This window comes from Enterobacter cloacae complex sp. IR5384 (assembly GCF_049237265.1).
In the GTDB taxonomy this organism is placed as follows: Bacteria; Pseudomonadota; Gammaproteobacteria; order Enterobacterales; family Enterobacteriaceae; genus Enterobacter; species Enterobacter cloacae.
Genome location: NZ_JBMKHJ010000003.1, coordinates 217,313 through 236,935, shown reverse-complemented (window position 1 = coordinate 236,935; position 19,623 = coordinate 217,313). Strand labels below are relative to the sequence as shown.

The 19,623-nt window shown below is 55.4% G+C and carries 18 protein-coding genes; 10 read left to right on the top strand and 8 right to left on the bottom strand.

The features are described from left to right. Window positions 1-78: 78 nt before the first annotated feature. Window positions 79-1,773 carry a kdo(2)-lipid A phosphoethanolamine 7''-transferase gene (eptB, locus tag ACOTX3_RS04720; RefSeq protein WP_023620079.1) on the bottom strand — a complete coding sequence of 565 codons (1,695 nt, stop codon included), beginning with the start codon at window positions 1,771-1,773 and terminating at the stop codon, window positions 79-81. 70 nt (window positions 1,774-1,843) lie between these two features. Between eptB and ACOTX3_RS04715 the strand changes: the two genes are divergently transcribed. Continuing rightward, window positions 1,844-2,011: a hypothetical protein gene (locus tag ACOTX3_RS04715; RefSeq protein WP_013094987.1), complete on the top strand. Its 168-nt coding sequence runs from the start codon at window positions 1,844-1,846 to the stop codon at window positions 2,009-2,011. A 1-nt stretch (window position 2,012) separates the two neighbouring features. Here ACOTX3_RS04715 and ACOTX3_RS04710 read toward each other — a convergent pair whose 3' ends face one another. Both ACOTX3_RS04710 and ACOTX3_RS04705 read right to left on the bottom strand, forming a co-directional pair. Then, the gene (locus ACOTX3_RS04710; RefSeq protein WP_058679187.1) at window positions 2,013-3,215 is read right to left on the bottom strand and encodes an L-lactate MFS transporter; all 1,203 of its coding nucleotides are present in this window, start codon (window positions 3,213-3,215) and stop codon (window positions 2,013-2,015) included. Window positions 3,216-3,453: 238 nt separating this feature from the next. After that, window positions 3,454-4,152, bottom strand: coding sequence for an autotransporter domain-containing protein (locus tag ACOTX3_RS04705; RefSeq protein WP_023620076.1), 699 nt, complete (start codon window positions 4,150-4,152; stop codon window positions 3,454-3,456). Between the two features lie 159 nt (window positions 4,153-4,311). Here ACOTX3_RS04705 and tag point away from each other — a divergent pair, with 159 nt between their 5' ends. Together tag and ACOTX3_RS04695 are read left to right on the top strand one after the other, a co-directional pair. Further along, window positions 4,312-4,893, top strand: a complete 582-nt coding sequence (gene tag / locus ACOTX3_RS04700; RefSeq protein ID WP_013094984.1) for a DNA-3-methyladenine glycosylase I — start codon at window positions 4,312-4,314, stop codon at window positions 4,891-4,893. After that, window positions 4,871-5,317 (top strand): N-acetyltransferase, encoded by a 447-nt coding sequence (locus ACOTX3_RS04695; protein WP_013094983.1) that lies wholly within the window; start codon window positions 4,871-4,873, stop codon window positions 5,315-5,317. The genes tag and ACOTX3_RS04695 overlap by 23 nt, the downstream gene beginning before the upstream one ends. On the opposite strand, the gene ACOTX3_RS04690 is transcribed toward ACOTX3_RS04695, so the two are convergent. Next, a complete protein-coding gene (locus tag ACOTX3_RS04690; RefSeq protein WP_072205163.1) occupies window positions 5,280-7,601 on the bottom strand; it encodes a molybdopterin guanine dinucleotide-containing S/N-oxide reductase in 2,322 nt (773 codons plus the stop codon). The genes ACOTX3_RS04695 and ACOTX3_RS04690 overlap by 38 nt on opposite strands. A gap of 164 nt (window positions 7,602-7,765) precedes the next feature. On the opposite strand from ACOTX3_RS04690, the gene ACOTX3_RS04685 reads away from it, so the two are divergent. The 6 genes from ACOTX3_RS04685 to ghrB all read left to right on the top strand — a co-directional run bounded on the left by ACOTX3_RS04685 (window position 7,766) and on the right by ghrB (window position 13,801). Continuing rightward, on the top strand, window positions 7,766-8,428 hold the full coding sequence (locus tag ACOTX3_RS04685; protein WP_023620074.1) for an OmpA family lipoprotein: 663 nt from the start codon (window positions 7,766-7,768) through the stop codon (window positions 8,426-8,428). Between the two features lie 163 nt (window positions 8,429-8,591). Continuing rightward, a complete protein-coding gene (locus ACOTX3_RS04680; RefSeq protein ID WP_013094979.1) occupies window positions 8,592-9,608 on the top strand; it encodes a LacI family DNA-binding transcriptional regulator in 1,017 nt (338 codons plus the stop codon). Window positions 9,609-9,712: 104 nt separating this feature from the next. Then, a complete protein-coding gene (locus ACOTX3_RS04675; protein ID WP_058679186.1) occupies window positions 9,713-10,462 on the top strand; it encodes a sugar phosphate isomerase/epimerase family protein in 750 nt (249 codons plus the stop codon). A 3-nt stretch (window positions 10,463-10,465) separates the two neighbouring features. Beyond that, window positions 10,466-11,404 carry a sugar kinase gene (locus ACOTX3_RS04670; RefSeq protein WP_029882717.1) on the top strand — a complete coding sequence of 313 codons (939 nt, stop codon included), beginning with the start codon at window positions 10,466-10,468 and terminating at the stop codon, window positions 11,402-11,404. Between the two features lie 115 nt (window positions 11,405-11,519). Continuing rightward, window positions 11,520-12,800, top strand: a complete 1,281-nt coding sequence (locus ACOTX3_RS04665) for an MFS transporter (protein WP_013094976.1) — start codon at window positions 11,520-11,522, stop codon at window positions 12,798-12,800. A gap of 26 nt (window positions 12,801-12,826) precedes the next feature. Further along, entirely contained in the window at window positions 12,827-13,801 is a 975-nt protein-coding gene (ghrB, locus tag ACOTX3_RS04660; protein WP_038418412.1) for a glyoxylate/hydroxypyruvate reductase GhrB, read from the top strand. Window positions 13,802-13,859: 58 nt separating this feature from the next. Here the strand turns inward: ghrB and cspE are convergent, their stop codons facing one another. After that, window positions 13,860-14,072: a transcription antiterminator/RNA stability regulator CspE gene (cspE, locus tag ACOTX3_RS04655; protein ID WP_003860775.1), complete on the bottom strand. Its 213-nt coding sequence runs from the start codon at window positions 14,070-14,072 to the stop codon at window positions 13,860-13,862. Between the two features lie 246 nt (window positions 14,073-14,318). Then, entirely contained in the window at window positions 14,319-15,029 is a 711-nt protein-coding gene (locus ACOTX3_RS04650) for a DUF3053 domain-containing protein (RefSeq protein WP_013094974.1), read from the bottom strand. Window positions 15,030-15,360: 331 nt separating this feature from the next. On the opposite strand from ACOTX3_RS04650, the gene ACOTX3_RS04645 reads away from it, so the two are divergent. Continuing rightward, on the top strand, window positions 15,361-15,648 hold the full coding sequence (locus ACOTX3_RS04645; protein ID WP_013094972.1) for an HTH-type transcriptional regulator: 288 nt from the start codon (window positions 15,361-15,363) through the stop codon (window positions 15,646-15,648). Window positions 15,649-15,694: 46 nt separating this feature from the next. Here ACOTX3_RS04645 and ACOTX3_RS04640 read toward each other — a convergent pair whose 3' ends face one another. Together ACOTX3_RS04640 and glyS are read right to left on the bottom strand one after the other, a co-directional pair. After that, entirely contained in the window at window positions 15,695-17,314 is a 1,620-nt protein-coding gene (locus tag ACOTX3_RS04640) for an ABC-F family ATP-binding cassette domain-containing protein (protein WP_127869206.1), read from the bottom strand. A gap of 232 nt (window positions 17,315-17,546) precedes the next feature. Continuing rightward, a complete protein-coding gene (glyS, locus tag ACOTX3_RS04635) occupies window positions 17,547-19,616 on the bottom strand; it encodes a glycine--tRNA ligase subunit beta (protein ID WP_058679184.1) in 2,070 nt (689 codons plus the stop codon). Window positions 19,617-19,623 lie beyond the last annotated feature (7 nt).

Sequence of the window (19,623 nt, the reverse complement as noted above, 5' to 3'; positions counted from 1 at the left end):
TCTTACTGCTGAGGTGCGCCCCCGTCAATCCCTTAATTTAAAAAAGCCATCCAACTGGCGATAAACTCGCCAGGCAAGCTACTGCGCGGCTTTCTGGCTGCTTTCAGGCAGTTTGCACCAGTTGTTATTTTCGTTAATCCCCCCGTCCGGAGAGGTATAACCCAGGCAACCCATGATGGTGTCGTACAACTCAACGTGACGGCGCGGTACCTTAATTTCTGCCTGCTGTTTCAGATGAGCAAACATTTTGGCTTTGTCAGGGTTCTCCAGGTACTTATCTGACATCCACATAATCATCGGTACACGGAATTGCTCCGGCGGCGCCAGCTTACGCGGCGTACCGTGCAAATGCTCTTGCTCGTTGATGGACTCGCCGTGATCAGCCGCATAGATCACAATCGCTTTCTTATCGCGAAGCTGGTCAATTACCCGGCTGAGGAACGTATCCACATACAGCACCGAGTTATCATAGGCATTAATCAGCTCTTGCTTGCTGCAGTATTTATTAATACCGATGCACTCAGGTTGCCATTTTGCGAAATCACGCGTGTAACGCTGATAGTAGCTGTAGTGTGATCCTTTGGTGTGCAGAACAATAAGATGCTTACCCTGCGGATGATTTTTCAGCGACTGCTCCATTTCTGAGAGTAGCAGCATGTCATCAACGGTCTTACCGCGGTTACGCGGCTCGGCGCCAATCTGCTCACGGTAAGCGATGTTATCTGCAAGGGTGTTGGTGTAGAACCACATCTCACTTTGCATGGCGAACAAGTCTGAGCTGAAGCCAAGCTGCTTTAGTACGGCAAATACATTCTGCTCTTTAAGGGTACGCTGCGGGTTATCACTCGCACCGCCTTCACGTACAAACATACAGCGCAGCGAAAGCTTTGTGGCGGTATCACAAGAATAGCCGCGGTAAGCCACCAGGTTCTTTTCCTGTGCCAGTTTAGGCGTGGTATCACGGTCATAGCCCAGAATACCCATATGATCCCAGCGCGTTGTTTCACCAATAACAAACACGACGTAAGTATCATCGAGCCCGTCAGCGGGTGCCTCGTAGTGGAATTTTTTGGTCGGATTCATCAGCGATTTCACATCGCTGGATTCATCCGCCTGCGCCCAGGCATAGAGACCTAACGCTGAAAGCCAGTTTGACGGCAGATACGAGTTGGCCACAACTCCGCCATAGCTTGGCATATCGACACCCGTTGCCTTTTCGATGCGTTTTTGCTGTTTTTCCATCAGGCGAATAGGCGCCCATACCAGCAAACCGGCCAGCAGGACCACGGCGACAGTGCGGATCCGCTGTCCACGAGTGCGCAACTGGCGTAACAACGTATAGCGGCAGGTATTACTCCAGATAAAGAAGAGTGGGAGCAGACAGGTTAAAATTGTCCAGACGATAAAGCCTTTACCCACAACCTCTTTCGAGAGATCAATGTCAGTGGTCATTACCGACGCAACGATACCGTAGCCAATGACGACGTTCATAAAGGTCATGTAATAGCTGGCGGCGGCGGAAATTATTACCACCAGCGAGGCCAGAATTTGCCACGTGCGACGGCCGAAGAGAGATAACAGGCGTAACAAGAAAAATGTCGCGAGGACGGAGCCGAACACTTCAATAGCGGCAAAAATTCCATTTCTTACGGTGAGGTCTTCGAAATAACCTTCCACTCGTCTGAACAGCACCGCGCCATTCAGAAATAATCCGATATAGACAGCCAGCATCAGACACAATCTTTGCTGGGTAATAGACCTAATGTATTTCATGCAAACAACCCTGGGGGAAGGGGTATAAAGACCCGCCGAATCTCAGTGAGAAAGCGGACAGAGTAAGTAAATGCGTAAGAAAGCGTTATCAGAAACGTCTACAAGCGCCGTAAGTAGACCACAGCGGGAGAGAAAAGTGGCAGCGGAGAATGTGATCGGTGCAAATTTTTACAAAATAACAAGTCTGGAAGCATATCAAATAAAAGTTAAAGAGGCCGTTAAGGCCTCTTTAATTTAAGTTAAGCATGTGCTTCATTAAACACTTCGCGCTGCGGCTGCCGAATCGTCGTCGACAGGGCCAGCGAAATAATCAACAGGGCGAATATTACACAGAAGGTGACATAGAATCCGCCGAACAGCGAGGCAATTAACGAGCCGCAAATGCTGCCGATGCCAAAGCCTAAGTAAATCACGCCATAATTTTTCGCCAGGTTGTTCAGACCAAAGAACTCGCTCACCAGTGACGGGAACACCGTGATGGTGCCGCCGAAGTTAAAGGCCACGCAGGCAATCGCAGCAAAGAAAGTCGCTTCATTCAGGGGCGCAAACAGCAGAGCCGCCATACCCACCAGTGAAACCACCTGTCCAAGGGTAATCACGCGGATACGGGCAATCTTGTCGGACAGGATACCCAGCACCAGACGACCAGACAGGTTAGCGATAGAGATCACGGTCACCGCATTTGCCGCCGTCATGGCATCCAGTTTAACCATGCCCTGCGCGATATCTTTCGCCACACCAATCACATACAGGCCACTCATGCAGGCCGTCAGGAACATCACCGCCAGCATCCAGTACTGGGGTTTACGCATGGATTGAGCCAGGGTGAAGTCATTCTCCACCACGCCGTTAACGGTTTTCACTTCCTGCTGCGGTGCGTCTTTCATCAGCGTCGCGCCAAACAGGATCATCACCAGGACGATAGCCCCCCAGATCATGAAGGTTTTTTCGAGGCCAACCGACGCCAGCAGATGAGAGTCGATAAATTTAAATCCGAGGCTGCCCAGGCCATAAGAACCGATGGCAAACGCGGAGATTAACCCTTTACGCTCCGGGAACCATTTGACGCAGTTTGACAGAGTAAGCAGATAACCGGCACCGTCCGCCAGACCAACCAGTACCCCGGCGCTCAGCCAGAGCATCATCAGGTTGTTTGAATACGCCGTCAGGAAAAAGCCCAATCCCAGCAGGATCCCCGAGGCCATCGTGACGCGTTTCACGCCGAACCGCTCCTGCAACTTGCCCGCAACCGAAGAGGACAACGCCAGCCCAAGGCTTAGCAAACCGAAAGAGAACGCCACCTGACTGATCGGCGCACCGAGCTTGTCGGAAAGGGCACTGTTAAACAGGCTCCAGGTATAGACCGAGCCCAACGCAAACTGGGTGACGATGGTGCCAAAGAGCGTCAGCCAGCGTGTACGATTGTAGGAAGATGTAATCATGGCAGTTGTCCTGCAAGAGAAAGTAAGGGAATTTGCTGAGGACAACGATAAACAAAACCCTGATCCCGCTGGGGGAAAACGGCATGAGATGCAGGAGAAACGGAATGAAATGCCTGGAATCGGGAATGAACGACCTTGCCGGGGAATGAAGCGACAGAATGTTAGTGCACGCTATCGCTACAACCCCCACGGTTATTGTATTCAAGATGTTAACGTGACGTTTAAAATAGTAACAACGTTAGAAATTTGCACTTACGCCCAGCGTGTACAAAAACTGCTCTCCCGTCGTGCTGTCCTCCCCTTGCGCTAAGGAAGCATACGCCGCCATGTGCGAGGTGAAAGGAATATCGGTGCCTACGGTGACATCCATCCAGTTGCCATTTTGAGCCGGGGCAGGCGTTTGCGGCATCCCGAACTGGGATTTCCACTGATTTTCACCATACTGCTGGTTATAGCTAATCTGCGCCCAGGGACGAAGTTCGCCATATTGCGTATCCACGCGCCAGCCTAGCGTACTCACGCTGGCATGCCACAGGGGATCGGTCAGCGCCTGGGTTGTCACGCTATCACCAAACTCATTAATCATCATGGGCGTGGTGCCGTCATAACGCCATGCCACCACCGGGCCGGTCGTGACATGACCCGCCAGCGGAAAATTCCAGCCGACGCTCATCGCCCCCGCGGAGGTCGAGCCAGAGGGCAGATTCAGAGCCAGCCCCGGCGCATTTTGCGAAGACTGGATGCGCTCCGCCAGGATATCGTCATAACGCGGTTGGTGATCCGCATCCCATGTATAGCGTTCCGCCGTATTACTTTGCGGGTCTGAAACGATATATTCCTGTTGCCAGGCAAATGCTGAGTGACCAGAAAGCAGACAGGCTGAAATCCCCACCAGGCCAGAAACAGCATGGCGACCACTGATTTTTTTTATCATCAAAGCGACTCCAGAGAGAGCCGAATTCGGCGATTTTTATCATTGTTCAGGAAGAGGTTTTTAGGGCTTATGGCCCTGTATTAACTATTGTCTTTACAGGTCACACGTCAAGCCTGACGGAATGAAATTTTTGCGATAACCGTGTCATAAGGGAGATAACCGATGCAACGTTGCGGTTGGGTAAGCCAGGATCAGCTCTATATCGACTATCACGATCGGGAATGGGGCGTGCCGGAAACGGACGGCAAAAAACTTTTCGAGATGATCTGCCTGGAGGGTCAGCAGGCGGGTTTGTCATGGATTACGGTATTGAAGAAACGCGAAAACTACCGCAATGCCTTTCATCAGTTCGATCCCGTCCGGGTCGCCGCGATGACCGACGACGACGTGGAGCGACTGGTGCAGGATGCAGGCATCATCCGCCATCGCGGTAAGATCCAGGCCATTATCGGTAACGCACGCGCTTACCTGGCAATGGAACAAAACGGTGAACCGTTCTCAGAGTTTGTCTGGACGTTTGTGAATAACGATCCGCAAATCACGCAGGCCGCTACGCTCGCGGAAATTCCCGCCTCGACTCCGGCCTCGGACGCACTCTCGAAAGCGCTGAAAAAACGCGGCTTTAAGTTTGTCGGCTCCACCATCTGCTACGCCTTTATGCAGGCCTGTGGCCTGGTCAATGACCATGTTACCGGCTGCTTCTGTCATCCGGGAGGCCATCATGATCCGCAAATGGCAAAGTGAGAATACCGCGTCGCTGTTGAGCCTATGGCTTGAAAGTACCACGGAAGCGCATCCGTTTATTGAGGCGAGCTACTGGAAAGAGAACGAAGCCATGGTGCGGGACGTTTATCTGCCGTCGGCCGAAACCTGGGTCTGGGAACAGGATGGCGAACCTTACGGGTTTATCAGCGTGATGCAGTCTCAGTTTGTCGGCGCACTATTTGTCGCACCGGCGTACATCGGCAAAGGCATCGGACGCGCGCTGCTGAACCACGTTCAACAGCGCTTCCCGCACTTAAGCCTGGAGGTGTATCAAAAAAATGTCCGGGCGGTGAATTTCTACCATGCTCAGGGCTTTCGCATCGAGGACAGCGCCTGGCAGGACGACACCCAACACCCGACGTGGATCATGAGCTGGCAGGCGGATCAAACGCCGTCAGAGTAAGCTCGGGTCCCTGATATTTCTCGACCCATGCCAGCGCCGTATTGCCTGCGCAGCCATTCCCCAGCTTCGAGCTGGGGAGATCTTTGGTCAGCACGTTAACGGCACCGTTTTTACAAATACCGCTCTCGTCCAGGTCCGGCCACGCGCCCTGGTGGATGCAGATCACGCCTGGTTTGATTCCGTCGCTCACCACCGCTCCGGCCAACACCTGCCCACGATGGTTCCAGACGCGCACCAGATCGCCATCCGCAATCCCGCGCGCTTTCGCATCTTCAGCATGAAGCGTGATCGGCTCCCGTCCGGCGACCGCATACTGCTCACGCAGCGACGAATAGTTAAGCTGGCTGTGCAGGCGATGCGCGGGGTGCGCGGATAACACCTGGAGCTGCTCCGGCTGGGCATTGCCGTGCCACTCATCCGGTTCAAGCCATGTGGGATGCGCAGGACAATCCGCGTATCCAAAGCGGGCAATGCGCTCACTGTAAATCACAATCTTTCCGCTCTCGGTTTTCAGCGGATGGTTCTCCGGGTCGCGACGGAAATCGGCGAAACGGACAAACTGCGCGTTCTGCTCGCTCTCCGGCATTTCGAAAATCGCGTTCGCTTCCCAGAATTCCGCAAACGGCGGCAGCGTCACCCCCTGGGCCGCACCGCGCTGAGCGGCAATCTGATAGAACGTTTCCAGCCACTCAAGATCGGTTTTCCCTTCGGTGAAACGCTCGCGACCGCCCGCTTCCCACCGTTCGCTCAGTTCCGCAAATACGTCAAAATCATCACGCGCTTCATCCCGCGGTGCGACCACACGCTTCATCGGCACCATATGCTGATTGCTGTAGTCACCGGTCATGGTGAGATCGTTACGCTCGTACGAGGTCGTGGCCGGCAGCACGATATCGGCATGTTTGGCGGAGGCGGTCCAGAAGCATTCCGAAATCACCACCAGCTCTGGCTTCTGCCAGGCGCGGATCAAACGATTGGTATCCTGATGGTGCGTGAAATTCGCCCCACCCGCCCACCAGACAAACTTAATATCCGGGAAATGGCGGTCCAGACCGTTATGCTGATAAAACCCGCCCGGGTTTTCCAGGGCTTCAACAATACGCGCCACCGGAATTTTATCCACGGCATCAACGCCGCCCTTAACCGATCCCTGCATGGAGGCCAGCACGGCGGCTTTACGGGTGGGGTTGCCGCCATTGGCGAAGTGATAAGAGAGCCCAAACCCGCCGCCCGGCGTACCAATTTGCCCGAGCATCGCGGCAAGCGTCACCAGCATCCAGTGTTTTTGCTCGCCAAACTGCTGGCGCTGCATGCCCCAACCGGACATCAACATCGTGGTGTTTTCATGGAACAACGCGGCCAGTTCACGGAGCTTGTCAGCCGGAATGCCACAAATATCGGCTGCCCACGCTGCCGTTTTGGCAACACCATCCGTTTTACCCGTCAGATAATCGGCGAATTTGTCGAAGCCCGATGTGCAACGCGCGAGGAAGTCGGCGTCGTGCCAGCCATTCTCTACCTGCGTGTGGGCGATACCCAGCATCATCGCCACGTCAGTACCCATATGCGGGGCGAGCCATTCGGCACTGTCACCAAAGAAATCCATGGTTTCAGAGCGCATGGGGTCAATACAGATGATGCGCTTACCGCTCTTGCGCAGCGCATCAAAATAGCCAATACCCTGCTCGTCGGAAGCATTCCAGGCAATTTTCAGCGTGTTGAGAGGGTTGGCACTCCACAGCACCACCACCTCGGTATGCTCCAGTACCAGCGGCCAGCTGGTCTGCTGCTGATAAACCTCATTACCACCGACGACGTACGGCATGATCGCCTGCGCCGCGCCGGTGGAGTAATCCCCCAGATGGCCCGTGTAGCCGCCGGCCAGGCTCATGTAGCGCTGCAGCAATGTCGATGCTTTATGCAGCACGCCGTTAGAACGCCAGCCGTAAGAGCCGGCAAAAATGGATGCTGGCCCATAGCTGTCGCGGATGCGCTTGTGCTGGGCGTGGATCAGCGCCAGCGCGTCATCCCAGCTCACACGCACAAACTCATCCTGACCACGAATGCCCTGCGGCTTGTCCGGCGAAGCCAGAAATCCTTTACGCACCATCGGCCAGCGCACGCGGGTTTTGCTGTGCACCTGATCGCGAACGACGGTCTGTAAAGAGTTAGGGTGTTGTGTTGGCAATGCCCCACGGGAAGACAGGACATTTTCGCCGTCGGTTTCGACCAGCATCGGCCCCCAGTGGGCGGCAGTCAGAATGGTTTTTGTTGAGGTGCTCAAAGCGTGCGCTCCTGGTTGCGTGCAGGTTTACGGTCTTGTTATTGAGGCCGTTTATGGTTTGTCACAAATTTCAGAGTTATCCCCGGAATTTTCTCCGTATCCGGACGTCATAATCAACTGCCACGTCCGTCGTGGCAAAGAATAAAAAGGATTAAGGAAAGAAGATGAAAAAACGCGTACTCGTTATTGCCGCTCTGGTGAGCGGTGCACTGGCGGTTTCTGGCTGCACAACAAACCCATACACCGGTGAACGCGAAGCGGGTAAATCCGGCATCGGCGCGGGTATCGGTTCACTGGTCGGGGCGGGTGTAGGTGCGCTCTCCTCCTCCAAAAAAGACCGCGGTAAAGGCGCGCTGATTGGCGCAGCGGCAGGCGCAGCGCTCGGCGGCGGCGTGGGTTATTACATGGATGTGCAGGAAGCGAAGCTGCGCGACAAAATGAAAGGCACAGGCGTGAGCGTCACGCGCAGCGGTGACAACATCATCCTGAATATGCCTAACAACGTGACCTTCGACAGCAGCAGCGCAACGCTGAAACCTGCCGGTGCGAATACCCTGACCGGCGTGGCGATGGTGCTAAAAGAGTACAACAAGACCGCCGTGAATGTGATTGGCTACACCGACAGCACCGGCAGCCAGGAGCTGAACATGCGTCTGTCTCAGCAGCGTGCGGATTCCGTGGCCAGCTCGCTGATCACCCAGGGCGTTGAAGCGAACCGTATCCGCACCAGCGGTATGGGCCCGGCAAACCCTATCGCCAGCAACAGCACGGCGGAAGGCAAAGCGCAGAACCGCCGCGTTGAGATTACGTTGAGTCCTGTGCAGTAGGTGGAAGCAAAACGGCAACATTCGTTGCCGTTTTTAGTGTTTGCGCCCTCTCCCGTGGGAGAGGGTTAGGGTGAGGGCATCAAGCAGCACCTTCCATAATGAACCACTTGCCATCGTTGATTTTCCCGCTAAGGTATTCTCACTAAAGTCAGGGAATTCAGTGATGAGCAAACCAACGCGGGCCACCATCAGCGACGTGGCGAAAGCAGCCAGAACCGGTAAAACCAGTATTTCACGCTATCTCAACGGCGAGAAACACCTGCTTTCCGATGCGCTGCTGGCACGTATTGAGCAGGCCATTGCCGATCTCGACTACCGCCCCAGCATCATGGCGCGCGGACTTAAACGTGGCCGTACCCGCCTTATCGGGCTTATCATCGCCGATATTACCAACCCCTACTCGGTAAACGTGCTGAGCGGTATCGAAGCCGCCTGTCGCGAGAAAGGTTTTACCCCGCTGGTCTGTAACACCAACAATGAGGTGGACCAGGAGCTGCATTATCTCGATCTGCTGCGCAGCTACCAGGTGGAAGGTATCGTGGTCAATGCCGTGGGTATGCGTGAGGAAGGGTTAAACCGGCTGCAACAGTCTTCCCTGCCGATGGTGCTCATCGATCGTAAAATCCCCGAATTCGCCTGCGACGTCGTCGGGCTGGATAATACCCAGGCGGCCACGACTGCAACCGAGCATCTGATCGAACAGGGCTTCGAAGCAATTCTGTTCCTGAGCGAGCCGCTGGGCATGGTGAATACCCGTCGCGAGCGCCTGAACGCATTTCGTGCCACCCTGGAGCGTTATCCCGGTGTGATCGCCGAAAATGCCGAAACTCCGCTTCATGAAGCCGACCAGCTCGACAATACCCTGCGTCAGTTCCACACGCGCCATCGCGGGATGCGCAAAGCTGTGATTTCTGCCAACGGGGCGCTGACGCTTCAGGTCGCCCGATCGCTCAAACGCATTGGCCTGCACTGGGGCAGCGATATCGGTCTGCTGGGCTTCGATGAACTGGAGTGGGCAGAACTGGCCGGGGTTGGCATCACCACGCTCAAACAGCCGACCTGGCAAATCGGCTATGCCGCTGTTGAACAAGTGGTTCGTCGCATTGAAGGGATCAGCGATGCCGTACGCGAGCAGGTCTTTTCCGGCGAGCTGATTGTCCGCGGCTCCACCGCCCGTTAATTTCCCCTTGTGATGACGATCATAAATTCAACATCCTGAACTTTTCTTTGGAACCGGTTCCATCTAGCGTAATAGTATCGATGTACGTTTGATGGAGTTCCTGAATGGGCAGAAAAATAATGGTGGTCACCGCCGCGTATGGTGCGGATCAGGTGCGACAGGCTGGCGGCCAACGGGCGATGCTGCCCGTAATTGCCGGTGCGGGTGCCGATGGCGTAGAGATCCGCCGGGAGCTGTTCAACAGCGAAGAGCTACAGGCGCTGCCTGCGCTGGGAGAATCCATTGAGCTGCTGGGCCTGCTGGCGTGTTATTCCGCCCCCGCCCCCCTGTTTATGCCCGACGGTGCCCTCAACCCCGACCTTCCCCGCTACCTTTCCGAAGCCAGCACGCTCAACGCGCTGTGGCTGAAGGTATCCCTGGGACATTTCAGCGGCACCCGGCCGCTTACCGCCCTGCGCACTTTGCTCAATGAGAGCGGCATGGCACTGGTGGTTGAAAACGACCAGACCGACTGCGGCCAGCTTGCGCCGATGCTGCGTTTCCAGGCCGCCTGCCGGGAAATGGCGCTCCCCGTCACGCTGACCTTCGACATGGGTAACTGGCTGTGGGTCGGCGACTCACCGGAAGAAGCGGCAACCCGTCTGGCTCCGGCGGTCAGCTATATCCATGTGAAAGCCGCCGTACCGCATAAAGCGCAGTTCCGCGCCGTCGCGCCGGATCGCGCCGATGCGCGCTGGCTGGCCCTGCTCAGTCAGTTGCCTGCCGATGCCCCACGCGGGATCGAGTTCCCGCTGGAAGGGGCGGACTTAACCGCTGTCACCCGGCATTACGTTAACCTGCTGCGCGAGGAGTAAACCATGCACAAGACACTGGATGTGATCACTATCGGTGAAGCCATGGCGATGTTTGTCGCTACCGAGACCGGTGAGCTGAGCACGGTTGAGCACTTTATCAAACGCGTGGCAGGCGCAGAGCTGAATGTGGCAACGGGGCTGGCACGCCTCGGCCTGAAAACAGGCTGGGTCAGCCGCGTGGGTGACGACAGCTTTGGTCACTTCGTTCTTGATACGCTGAAAAAAGAGGGGATTGATGCCGCAGGCGTGACGCTCGATGGCCGCTTCCCGACCGGCTTTCAGCTTAAATCTAAAGTCGAAAATGGAACCGATCCCATCGTGGAATACTTCCGCAAAGGGTCGGCGGCAAGCCATCTCTCGGTGGAAGATTATCACGCCGACTACTTTGCGAGTGCACGCCATCTGCACCTGAGTGGTGTGGCAGCCGCGTTGTCAGCCAGCTCGTATGAGCTGCTCGATCATGCCGCGACCACCATGAAGGCTCAGGGGAAAACGATCTCTTTCGATCCTAACCTGCGCCCGGTGTTGTGGAAAAGCGAGGCGGAGATGGTCGAGAAGCTGAACCGTCTGGCATTCCAGGCGGACTGGGTTCTGCCGGGGGTGAAAGAAGGCGTGATCCTCACCGGTGAAAATACGCCGGAAGGGATTGCCGATTTTTACCTGAATAAAGGGGTAAAAGCGGTGGTACTGAAAACCGGTGCCGATGGCGCATGGTTTAAAACCGCGGATGGTGAACAGGGCGCGGTCGCGGCCGTGAAGGTTGAGAACGTAGTCGATACCGTCGGCGCGGGCGATGGCTTTGCTGTCGGGGTCATTAGCGCCCTGCTGGAAGGCAAACCGCTGCCGCAGGCCATCGCCCGGGGCAATTGGATCGGCTCGCTGGCCATTCAGGTGCAGGGCGACAGTGAAGGATTGCCGACGCGCGCGCAGCTTAACGAATAAATCCCTTCTCCCGTGGGAGAGGACCAGGGTGAGGGCAACGACCCGCACATATAATTAAACCACCGTGTACCCTACAGACAACGGCGGTAACCACCTCAACAACAGAGGCAAGCCTATGAACAGTTCGACCAATGCAGTAAAACGCTGGTGGTACATCATGCCAATCGTGTTTATCACGTACAGCCTGGCGTACCTTGATCGTGCCAACTTCAGTTTCGCATCCGCCGCGGGGATCACCGAAGACCTCGGGATCACCAAAGGTATTTCATCTCTGCTGGGTGCCCTTTTCTTCCTGGGCTACTTCTTCTTCCAGATCCCCGGCGCGATCTACGCCGAACGCCGCAGCGTGCGTAAGCTGATCTTCGTCTGTCTGATCCTGTGGGGCGCCTGCGCGTCGCTTACCGGCGTGGTCAATAATATCCCTGCCCTGGCCGCTATTCGCTTTATCCTTGGGGTAGTTGAGGCGGCGGTGATGCCCGCAATGCTGATCTACATCAGCAACTGGTTTACCAAATCTGAACGTTCCCGTGCGAACACCTTCCTGATCCTCGGTAACCCGGTCACCGTACTGTGGATGTCAGTGGTGTCCGGCTACCTGATCCAGTCTTTCGGCTGGCGTGAGATGTTTATCATCGAAGGGGTGCCGGCAATCATCTGGGCCTTCTGCTGGTGGGTGCTGGTAAAAGATAAGCCTGCTCAGGCGAAATGGCTCTCCGAAGATGAAAAAGCCGCACTGCAGGCGCAGCTGGATAAAGAGCAGCAAGGGCTGAAGGCGGTGCGTAACTATGGCGAAGCCTTCCGCTCCCGCAACGTGATCCTGCTGTGCGCGCAGTATTTTACCTGGAGTATTGGCGTGTACGGTTTCGTACTGTGGTTGCCGTCAATTATCCGCAGCGGCGGGGAAAATCTCGGTATGGTGGAAGTCGGCTGGCTCTCCTCCGTGCCCTATCTGGCGGCAACTATCGCGATGATCATCGTCTCCTGGGCATCGGACAAACTGCAAAATCGTAAGCTGTTTGTCTGGCCACTGCTGCTGATCGCTGCCTTTGCTTTCATCGGCTCCTGGGCCGTGGGCGCAAACCACTTCTGGGTCTCCTATACGCTGCTGGTGATTGCCGGTGCGGCGATGTACGCCCCGTATGGTCCCTTCTTCGCCATCATCCCGGAGATGCTGCCGCGTAATGTGGCAGGCGGCGCGATGGCACTGATTAACAGTATGGGTGCGCTCGGTTCGTTCTGCGGCTCCTGGTTCGTCGGTTACCTTAACGGTGCAACCGGCAGCCCGTCAGCCTCATACATCTTTATGGGAGTGGCACTTTTCGCCTCAGTATGGCTTACTCTGATTGTTAAGCCTGCTAATAATCAACAACTCCCCGTCGGCGCACGCCACGCCTGAATCATTAAAAATCAACGGAGATAAGCATGAAGCCGTCCGTCATTTTGTATAAAGCACTGCCTGATGATCTGCAAAAACGCCTGGAAGAACACTTCGCCGTCACGCAGGTGAAGAACCTAAGCCCGGAGACGGTGGCACAACACGCCGGGGCGTTCGCCCGGGCCGAAGGCCTGCTGGGTTCAAGCGAAAAAGTGGATGTCGCGTTGCTGGAAAAAATGCCGAAGCTTCGTGCTACCTCAACCGTTTCCGTGGGTTACGACAATTTTGACGTGGACGCCCTCAACGCGCGCAACATTCTGCTGATGCATACGCCACATGCCCTGACGGAGACCGTGGCCGACACGCTGATGGCGCTGATGCTCAGCACTGCCCGCCGCGTGGTGGAGGTGGCCGAGCGCGTCAAAGCGGGCGAGTGGACAAAAAGCATCGGCCCGGACTGGTTCGGTGTGGATGTTCATGGCAAAACGCTGGGGATTGTTGGCATGGGCCGGATCGGCCTGGCGCTGGCGCAGCGTGCGCATTTCGGTTTTAACATGCCGATTCTGTATAACGCGCGTCGCCATCACAGCGAAGCCGAAGAACGCTTCAACGCCCGCTATTGCGAGTTGGATACGCTGTTGCAGGAAGCGGATTTTGTCTGTCTGATCCTGCCTCTGACGGACGAAACCCGGCATCTGATTGGCAAAGCGGCGTTTGAAAAGATGAAGAAATCCGCCATTTTCATCAATGCGGGTCGTGGCCCGGTCGTGGATGAGAAGGCGTTAATTGAGGCGCTACAAAACGGTGAGATCCATGCGGCCGGTCTGGACGTGTTTGAACAGGAGCCGCTGCCGGTGGATTCGCCGCTGCTTTCGCTGCCTAACGTGGTCGCGCTGCCCCATATTGGTTCTGCGACGCACGAGACGCGTTACAACATGGCGGCCACCGCGGTGGATAATCTGATCGCCGCGCTGAACGGAAACGTGGAGAAAAACTGCGTCAATCCACAGGTCCAACAGTAGAAACGAAAAAACCCGCCAGAAGGCGGGTTTTTAAATTCTTTGCTACTGGGTTGGAAGCTTACAGGCTTACAACGTTACCAGCTGCTGGGCCTTTAGCGCCGCTTTCGATGGTGAAGGACACTTTCTGACCTTCGTCCAGAGATTTGTAGCCATCGTTCTGGATAGCAGAGAAGTGTACGAACACGTCTTTAGAGCCATCGTCAGGAGTGATGAAGCCGAAACCTTTATCAGCGTTGAACCATTTTACCAGACCAGTCATTTTAGCAGACATAGAATTACCTTAATTAACAAATATATTGTGCCTTCCGGCTTGATGGGTTGCGTTACAGATTTTTAAGCGATGAAGGAAGGGTCACTACGAAGGGTATCTATGGATAACAATCTGGACTGCTTTACTAAACTGCTTTAGGTCTGTGTAACAAACCGACGCGAACAGTTATACCGATGTGGTAGAGGAATGACAAGCGTTATTTTAGTCATAAGTAAAAAACCCCGCCTGAAGCGGGGTTTTTTCGGTTTATTCTGTGGCAGCGACGGCTGCGCTCCACGCCTGGCTAAAGGCCTGGTGCTGGGAGGCCAGCGGCCCAATCAGCGTATTGTACTGACTCGCCTGCTGCGAGGTTGGGAACTGAATACCGTTGGCAACAAAGCTCACCTGCGTTCCCTGCTGGGAGATAAAATCCCCTACCTGAACCAGTTGCTGCGTGAAGATCTGCGCGGCGGGGATCAGCGGTTGCAGGGCATCCGAAGGTTTGGTCACCACTTTCTCATACACTTTGTCGAAGACCGGTTTGAGATCGTCGCCCTGTTTCAGCGCGGAACGTGACGCGTCAGCCTGCATTTTCGCGTTCTGCAATTGCTGGCTCAGCACGCCGAGCGCACCGTTAGACTGGCGAAGCGGTTCACGTTGGGTGACATAATCCTGCGGGACACGGATGGCGTTAACGCTATCCACAACCGGACGAATGCCGGAGTCCATCGCCTGGCTTACCTGCTGTGAATAACCATACAGAATGGCGTAATCAGACACGAAGGGGCCAAACTGTTTTTTCTGATCCGCAGTCAGCGTCGGCAAACGCTCGCCGCTGCGCATCACTGTATTCTGCAGAAAATCGATAAACGCTTTGCGCTGATCGCCTTCTTTATCAAAACACCCACTCAGGCTAACAACCATCAACAACGCCGCAATAGGCGCAAACCAGCGAGAGCAGGACTTTCCTGTCGCCATTTCATTACTCCTTTCACCCAAAAAAGCGCACATCGGCACACGCGTGCCCAACGCTGACAAGGATAGTCCAGGTCAGCGCTGCAAGATACTCTTTTCATGCAAAACGGCTATTGCCATTTTATTTCTTACTCTTTACAAAAAAATACCTGGCGAAGCCGACATATGGTTAATCAGGTAATTAGCATAACTATCCGCATAGCTGAAACGGATAAAGCGATCGTTACCGCACGATTAATCACAAGCGTGATGATCCTTCGTTTGTATTAGGGACTATTCTTAATGGGCTCTCTGATGTTCTTGATCCCGGTGTGTGATTTAAGAGGAGTTCTCAATGGAATATAAAGATCCTGAGTTTGAGCTGCTGAGCAGCCTGGAACAGATTATTTTTAAAGATGTACCGCAGACAGTGACCCTGCAACAGAAATCCAATCCCTTTACAGAATATGAGCAATTGCGCAAAGGGACAGGTTTAAAAACAGATGAATTCGCCAGAGCGATGGGTGTCAGCGTAGCGATGGTGCTGGAGTGGGAGTCGAAACGAGAGAAACCCACGCCAACCGAGTTAAAGCTGATGCGCCTGATTCAGGCCAACCCTGCACTCAGCAAACAGATAGCGTGATGCAGTACCGTGAATTACCGCCCCCGCTTCTGCGGGGGTTTGTGTTTTAAAGGCCTTCACAATGCCAGCCCGTCTCCTCCCACACCAGTTCATGCGTTAACGCCAACCCTTGCAGAAAGCTTTCATCATGGGACACCACCAGCAGTGCTCCGGGGAAACCGGCCAGCGCCGCTTCAATCGCCTGGACCGATGCCAGGTCCAGATGGTTGGTCGGTTCATCAAGCAGTAAAAGCTGCGTGGCGTGCTCGCGCCACAACACGCAGGCCAGGGCGGCTTTCAGACGCTCACCTCCGCTCAACTCTGCCAGCGGCAGTGAGACTTTATCCGCCCCCAGTTGAAGCTGTGCCAGGCGGGTACGCAACATCCCCTCTTCCAGCGGCGTATTGCTCAGATTGAGATGTGCCATCACCGACTGCGTCAGATCCAGCTGCGACAGGTGCTGATCGAGATACGCACACGTCACCGATACCTTACAACTGCCTGCACGGGGTGCGGTTTCACCGAGGATAACTTTTAACAGCGTTGATTTACCGCAGCCATTGGGCCCCCTGAGCGCCACGCGCATCGGGCCGTCCATCCGCCAGTTCATAGGTGGAAGTGAAACATGCGGCAATTGCAGTTCCTCCAGCACCAGCACCTGTTTTCCCTCAGCAATCTGGCTTCCCGGCAGGGTAAACATGATCGGGGCGTCTTCTTCAACCCGTTCCCGCGCCTTGTTTACCGCGGCATTCAGCGCATCGTTTTGATCGCTGTGCTGTTTTTTCCACGAGCCGATACGCTCTTTTGCCGCCGCTTTATATTTGACCCGCTCAAACGACGCGATATTCAGGGTATCGACCGTGCGTATGGTCTTCGCCGAACGCCGCTGGCTGTCATCATGCTCTTTTTGCATTCGCGCGCGGGTGCGTTTGCGCTCCGTTGCCGCATGCTCCAGCGCCGCGCGGGCAGCCTGCTGTTCGGCATCCCGTTGCTGTTTATAGTCTGCATAATTGCCGCCGTAGCTGCGCAGCCCGGAGGCGCTCAGCTCAAGAATACGTGGCACCTGCGCCAGTAACTCACGATCGTGAGAGGCAACCAGCACGCCGCCCTGATAATGGCTCAACTGGTCGTAAAACCACGCCCGGCCTTGTCGATCCAGATGGTTGGTGGGTTCATCCAGCAACAGGAAATTCGCCTCAGCCGTAAATGCACCGCACAACAGGGCACGGATCCGCTCGCCACCGCTGAATTCGGCGGCAGGTTTATCGGGGTCAAACGGTGGCAGTTTCGCCTGGAGAAACGCCTCGTTCAGGCGTTCTGCTAAATCCCAGTAGCCGTCGAGCATCTCCAGATCGTCAGGCTGGTAATCGCCGCGATCGATGCGCTTACGCGCTGCAAAAATCGCCTCATAACCAAGCAGTTCAGCAAGCGTTGTCTGTGGGGAGATATCCTGCTGTTGTGCCACATAGACATGTGAGGCAAAACGCTCAATATGACCACTGGCAGGTTCATCCAGCCCCGCCAGCATGCGCAGCAGACGCGTTTTCCCGCTGCCATTACGACCAACGAGCGCACACAGGGATGTCTCCAGAGAGAGGTTCAGCGGGCCAAAAAGAATATTGCCCGTCGCAAACTGACAGGTGACCTGATGCAAAATAAAAGAAGGGGACTGCGCAAAATGAGCCATAAGCACTCCTGAATGAAATCAAAACATCCCCTGCCGACGCGATCGCGTTTAGCAAGGATCGAAATTCATCAGTCGTGTTTGTTCATTTTCGGAATGCGCTCCTGAGGGAGAAAGTTAACGCCGATAAGGATAGCGGTAATATGTTGACCATTTCAAGATTAAATTTTCACCCGCACGCCATAAAAAAACCCGCCGAAGCGGGTTTTTAGCCTGTACATGCCCGGCGGGCACATTACTGCAGCAGCGAGATATCCGCCACGCGCAGGAACAGCTCACGCAGTTTTTCGAGCATAGAGAGACGGTTAATACGCAGATCTTTATCTTCCACGTTGACCATCACTTTCTCGAAAAAGGCGTCGATAACGTCACGCAGTTCCGCCAGTTCTACCAGCGCTTCCTGATAACGGCCTTCTGCGAAGTATGGCTCCAGCTTGTCACGCAGCACCACAACCTGCATCGCCAGGGCGATCTCTTCCGGCTCTTTCAGCGTCGCGGCGTTCACACGCTCGTTCAGCGTTTCGTCAGATTTCGCCAGAATGTTGGAGACACGCTTGTTCGCCGCCGCCAGGGCAGATGCCGCTTCCAGCGTACGGAAGTGAGAAACCGCCTTCATACGCGCATCGAAGTCAGCCGGACGCGTTGGACGACGCGCCAGCACCGCCTGAATGGTATCCACGGTGTAACCTTCGTCCTGATACCACGCGCGGAAGCGACCGAGCATAAAGTCGATCACGTCATCCACCACGTTGGCATTGGTCAGTTTGTCACCGTACAGACGCACCGCTTCTTCAGTCAGAGTCTGCAGATCGAGGTTCAGGTTCTTCTCAACGACGATACGCAGCACGCCCAGCGCCGCACGACGCAGCGCGAACGGGTCTTTGTCGCCTTTTGGATGCTGGCCGATACCGAAGATCCCCGCCAGGGTATCCATTTTATCGGCAATCGCGACCGCACAGGCAACCGGGTTAGACGGCAGTTCATCGCCAGCAAAGCGCGGCTGATACTGTTCGTTCAGGGCGACCGCCACATCTTCCGCTTCGCCATCGTGACGCGCGTAGTGCATACCCATTACGCCCTGGGTGTCGGTAAACTCAAAGACCATGTTGGTCATCAGGTCGCACTTGGAGAGCAGACCCGCACGGGTGGCATGGTTAACGTCCGCGCCAATTTCACGGGCGATCCAGCCGGACAGCTCCGCGATACGGTCGGTCTTGTCGCGCAGCGTACCCAACTGCTGCTGGAACAGCACGGTCTGCAGACGCGGCAGGTTATCTTCCAGACGCTTTTTACGGTCGGTATTGAAGAAGAACTCCGCATCCGCCAGACGTGGACGCACCACTTTCTCGTTACCGGAGATAATCTGCTGCGGATCTTTCGATTCGATGTTCGCCACGAAGATAAAGTTTGGCAGCAGCTTGCCGTCGTTGGCATAAACCGGGAAGTATTTCTGGTCACCCTTCATGGTGTATACCAGCGCTTCTGCCGGAACCGCGAGGAATTTCTCTTCAAACTTCGCGGTCAGCACAACCGGCCATTCCACCAGCGAGGTGACTTCTTCCAGCAGGCTGTCGCTCAGGTCAGCGTTACCGCCAATCTTGCGCGCCGCTTCTTCTGCGTCCGCTTTAATTTTGGCTTTACGCTGTTCGTAGTCAGCAATGACTTTACCGCGCTCCAGCAGGATCTGCGGATACTGGTCGGCATTGTCGATGGTGAACTCTGGCTCGCCCATAAAGCGGTGGCCGCGAATGACGCGATCGGACGCCACGCCCAGAATGGTCGCCGGAATAACGGTGTTGCCCAGCAGCAGGGTCACGGTGTGTACCGGACGCACGAAGTGTACGTCGGACGCGCCCCAGCGCATCAGCTTAGGAATGGGCAGCTTAGCCAGCGAAGTGGCGATCATGTTTGGCAGCAGTGCTTCTGCGCGTTCACCTTTTACGTGAGCGCGATACAGCAGCCATTCGCCTTTGTCAGTGGTCAGACGCTCGGCCTGGTCAACGGTAATACCGCAACCGCGCGCCCAGCCTTCTGCCGCTTTGCTTGGCTTGCCTTCCGCGTCGAACGCCTGGGCAATCGCCGGGCCACGTTTTTCCACTTCACGATCCGGCTGAGACGCCGCCAGGTTCGCCACCTTCAGCGCCAGACGACGCGGAGCAGCAAACCACTCAATTTTACCGTGCGCCAGGCCAGCGTTATCCAGCTCGGCAGTCACGTTCGCAGCAAAAGATTCAGCCAGGCTGCGCAGGGCTTTTGGTGGCAGCTCTTCGGTGCCAATTTCCACCAGGAAAGTTTTCTCAGACATGGCCGCC

What these genes read in the sequence shown, in the direction of transcription:
- glyS (WP_058679184.1), bottom strand. Translation starts at nt 19,616, where the DNA reads ATGTCTGAGAAAACTTTCCTGGTGGAAATTGGCACCGAAGAGCTGCCA.
- eptB (WP_023620079.1), bottom strand. Translation starts at nt 1,773, where the DNA reads ATGAAATACATTAGGTCTATTACCCAGCAAAGATTGTGTCTGATGCTG.
- ACOTX3_RS04685 (WP_023620074.1), top strand. Translation starts at nt 7,766, where the DNA reads ATGAAAAAACGCGTACTCGTTATTGCCGCTCTGGTGAGCGGTGCACTG.
- ACOTX3_RS04670 (WP_029882717.1), top strand. Translation starts at nt 10,466, where the DNA reads ATGCACAAGACACTGGATGTGATCACTATCGGTGAAGCCATGGCGATG.
- cspE (WP_003860775.1), bottom strand. Translation starts at nt 14,072, where the DNA reads ATGTCTGCTAAAATGACTGGTCTGGTAAAATGGTTCAACGCTGATAAA.
- ACOTX3_RS04640 (WP_127869206.1), bottom strand. Translation starts at nt 17,314, where the DNA reads ATGGCTCATTTTGCGCAGTCCCCTTCTTTTATTTTGCATCAGGTCACC.
- ACOTX3_RS04675 (WP_058679186.1), top strand. Translation starts at nt 9,713, where the DNA reads ATGGGCAGAAAAATAATGGTGGTCACCGCCGCGTATGGTGCGGATCAG.
- tag (WP_013094984.1), top strand. Translation starts at nt 4,312, where the DNA reads ATGCAACGTTGCGGTTGGGTAAGCCAGGATCAGCTCTATATCGACTAT.
- ACOTX3_RS04710 (WP_058679187.1), bottom strand. Translation starts at nt 3,215, where the DNA reads ATGATTACATCTTCCTACAATCGTACACGCTGGCTGACGCTCTTTGGC.
- ACOTX3_RS04650 (WP_013094974.1), bottom strand. Translation starts at nt 15,029, where the DNA reads ATGGCGACAGGAAAGTCCTGCTCTCGCTGGTTTGCGCCTATTGCGGCG.
- ACOTX3_RS04715 (WP_013094987.1), top strand. Translation starts at nt 1,844, where the DNA reads ATGCGTAAGAAAGCGTTATCAGAAACGTCTACAAGCGCCGTAAGTAGA.
- ACOTX3_RS04695 (WP_013094983.1), top strand. Translation starts at nt 4,871, where the DNA reads ATGATCCGCAAATGGCAAAGTGAGAATACCGCGTCGCTGTTGAGCCTA.
- ACOTX3_RS04680 (WP_013094979.1), top strand. Translation starts at nt 8,592, where the DNA reads ATGAGCAAACCAACGCGGGCCACCATCAGCGACGTGGCGAAAGCAGCC.
- ACOTX3_RS04665 (WP_013094976.1), top strand. Translation starts at nt 11,520, where the DNA reads ATGAACAGTTCGACCAATGCAGTAAAACGCTGGTGGTACATCATGCCA.
- ACOTX3_RS04645 (WP_013094972.1), top strand. Translation starts at nt 15,361, where the DNA reads ATGGAATATAAAGATCCTGAGTTTGAGCTGCTGAGCAGCCTGGAACAG.
- ghrB (WP_038418412.1), top strand. Translation starts at nt 12,827, where the DNA reads ATGAAGCCGTCCGTCATTTTGTATAAAGCACTGCCTGATGATCTGCAA.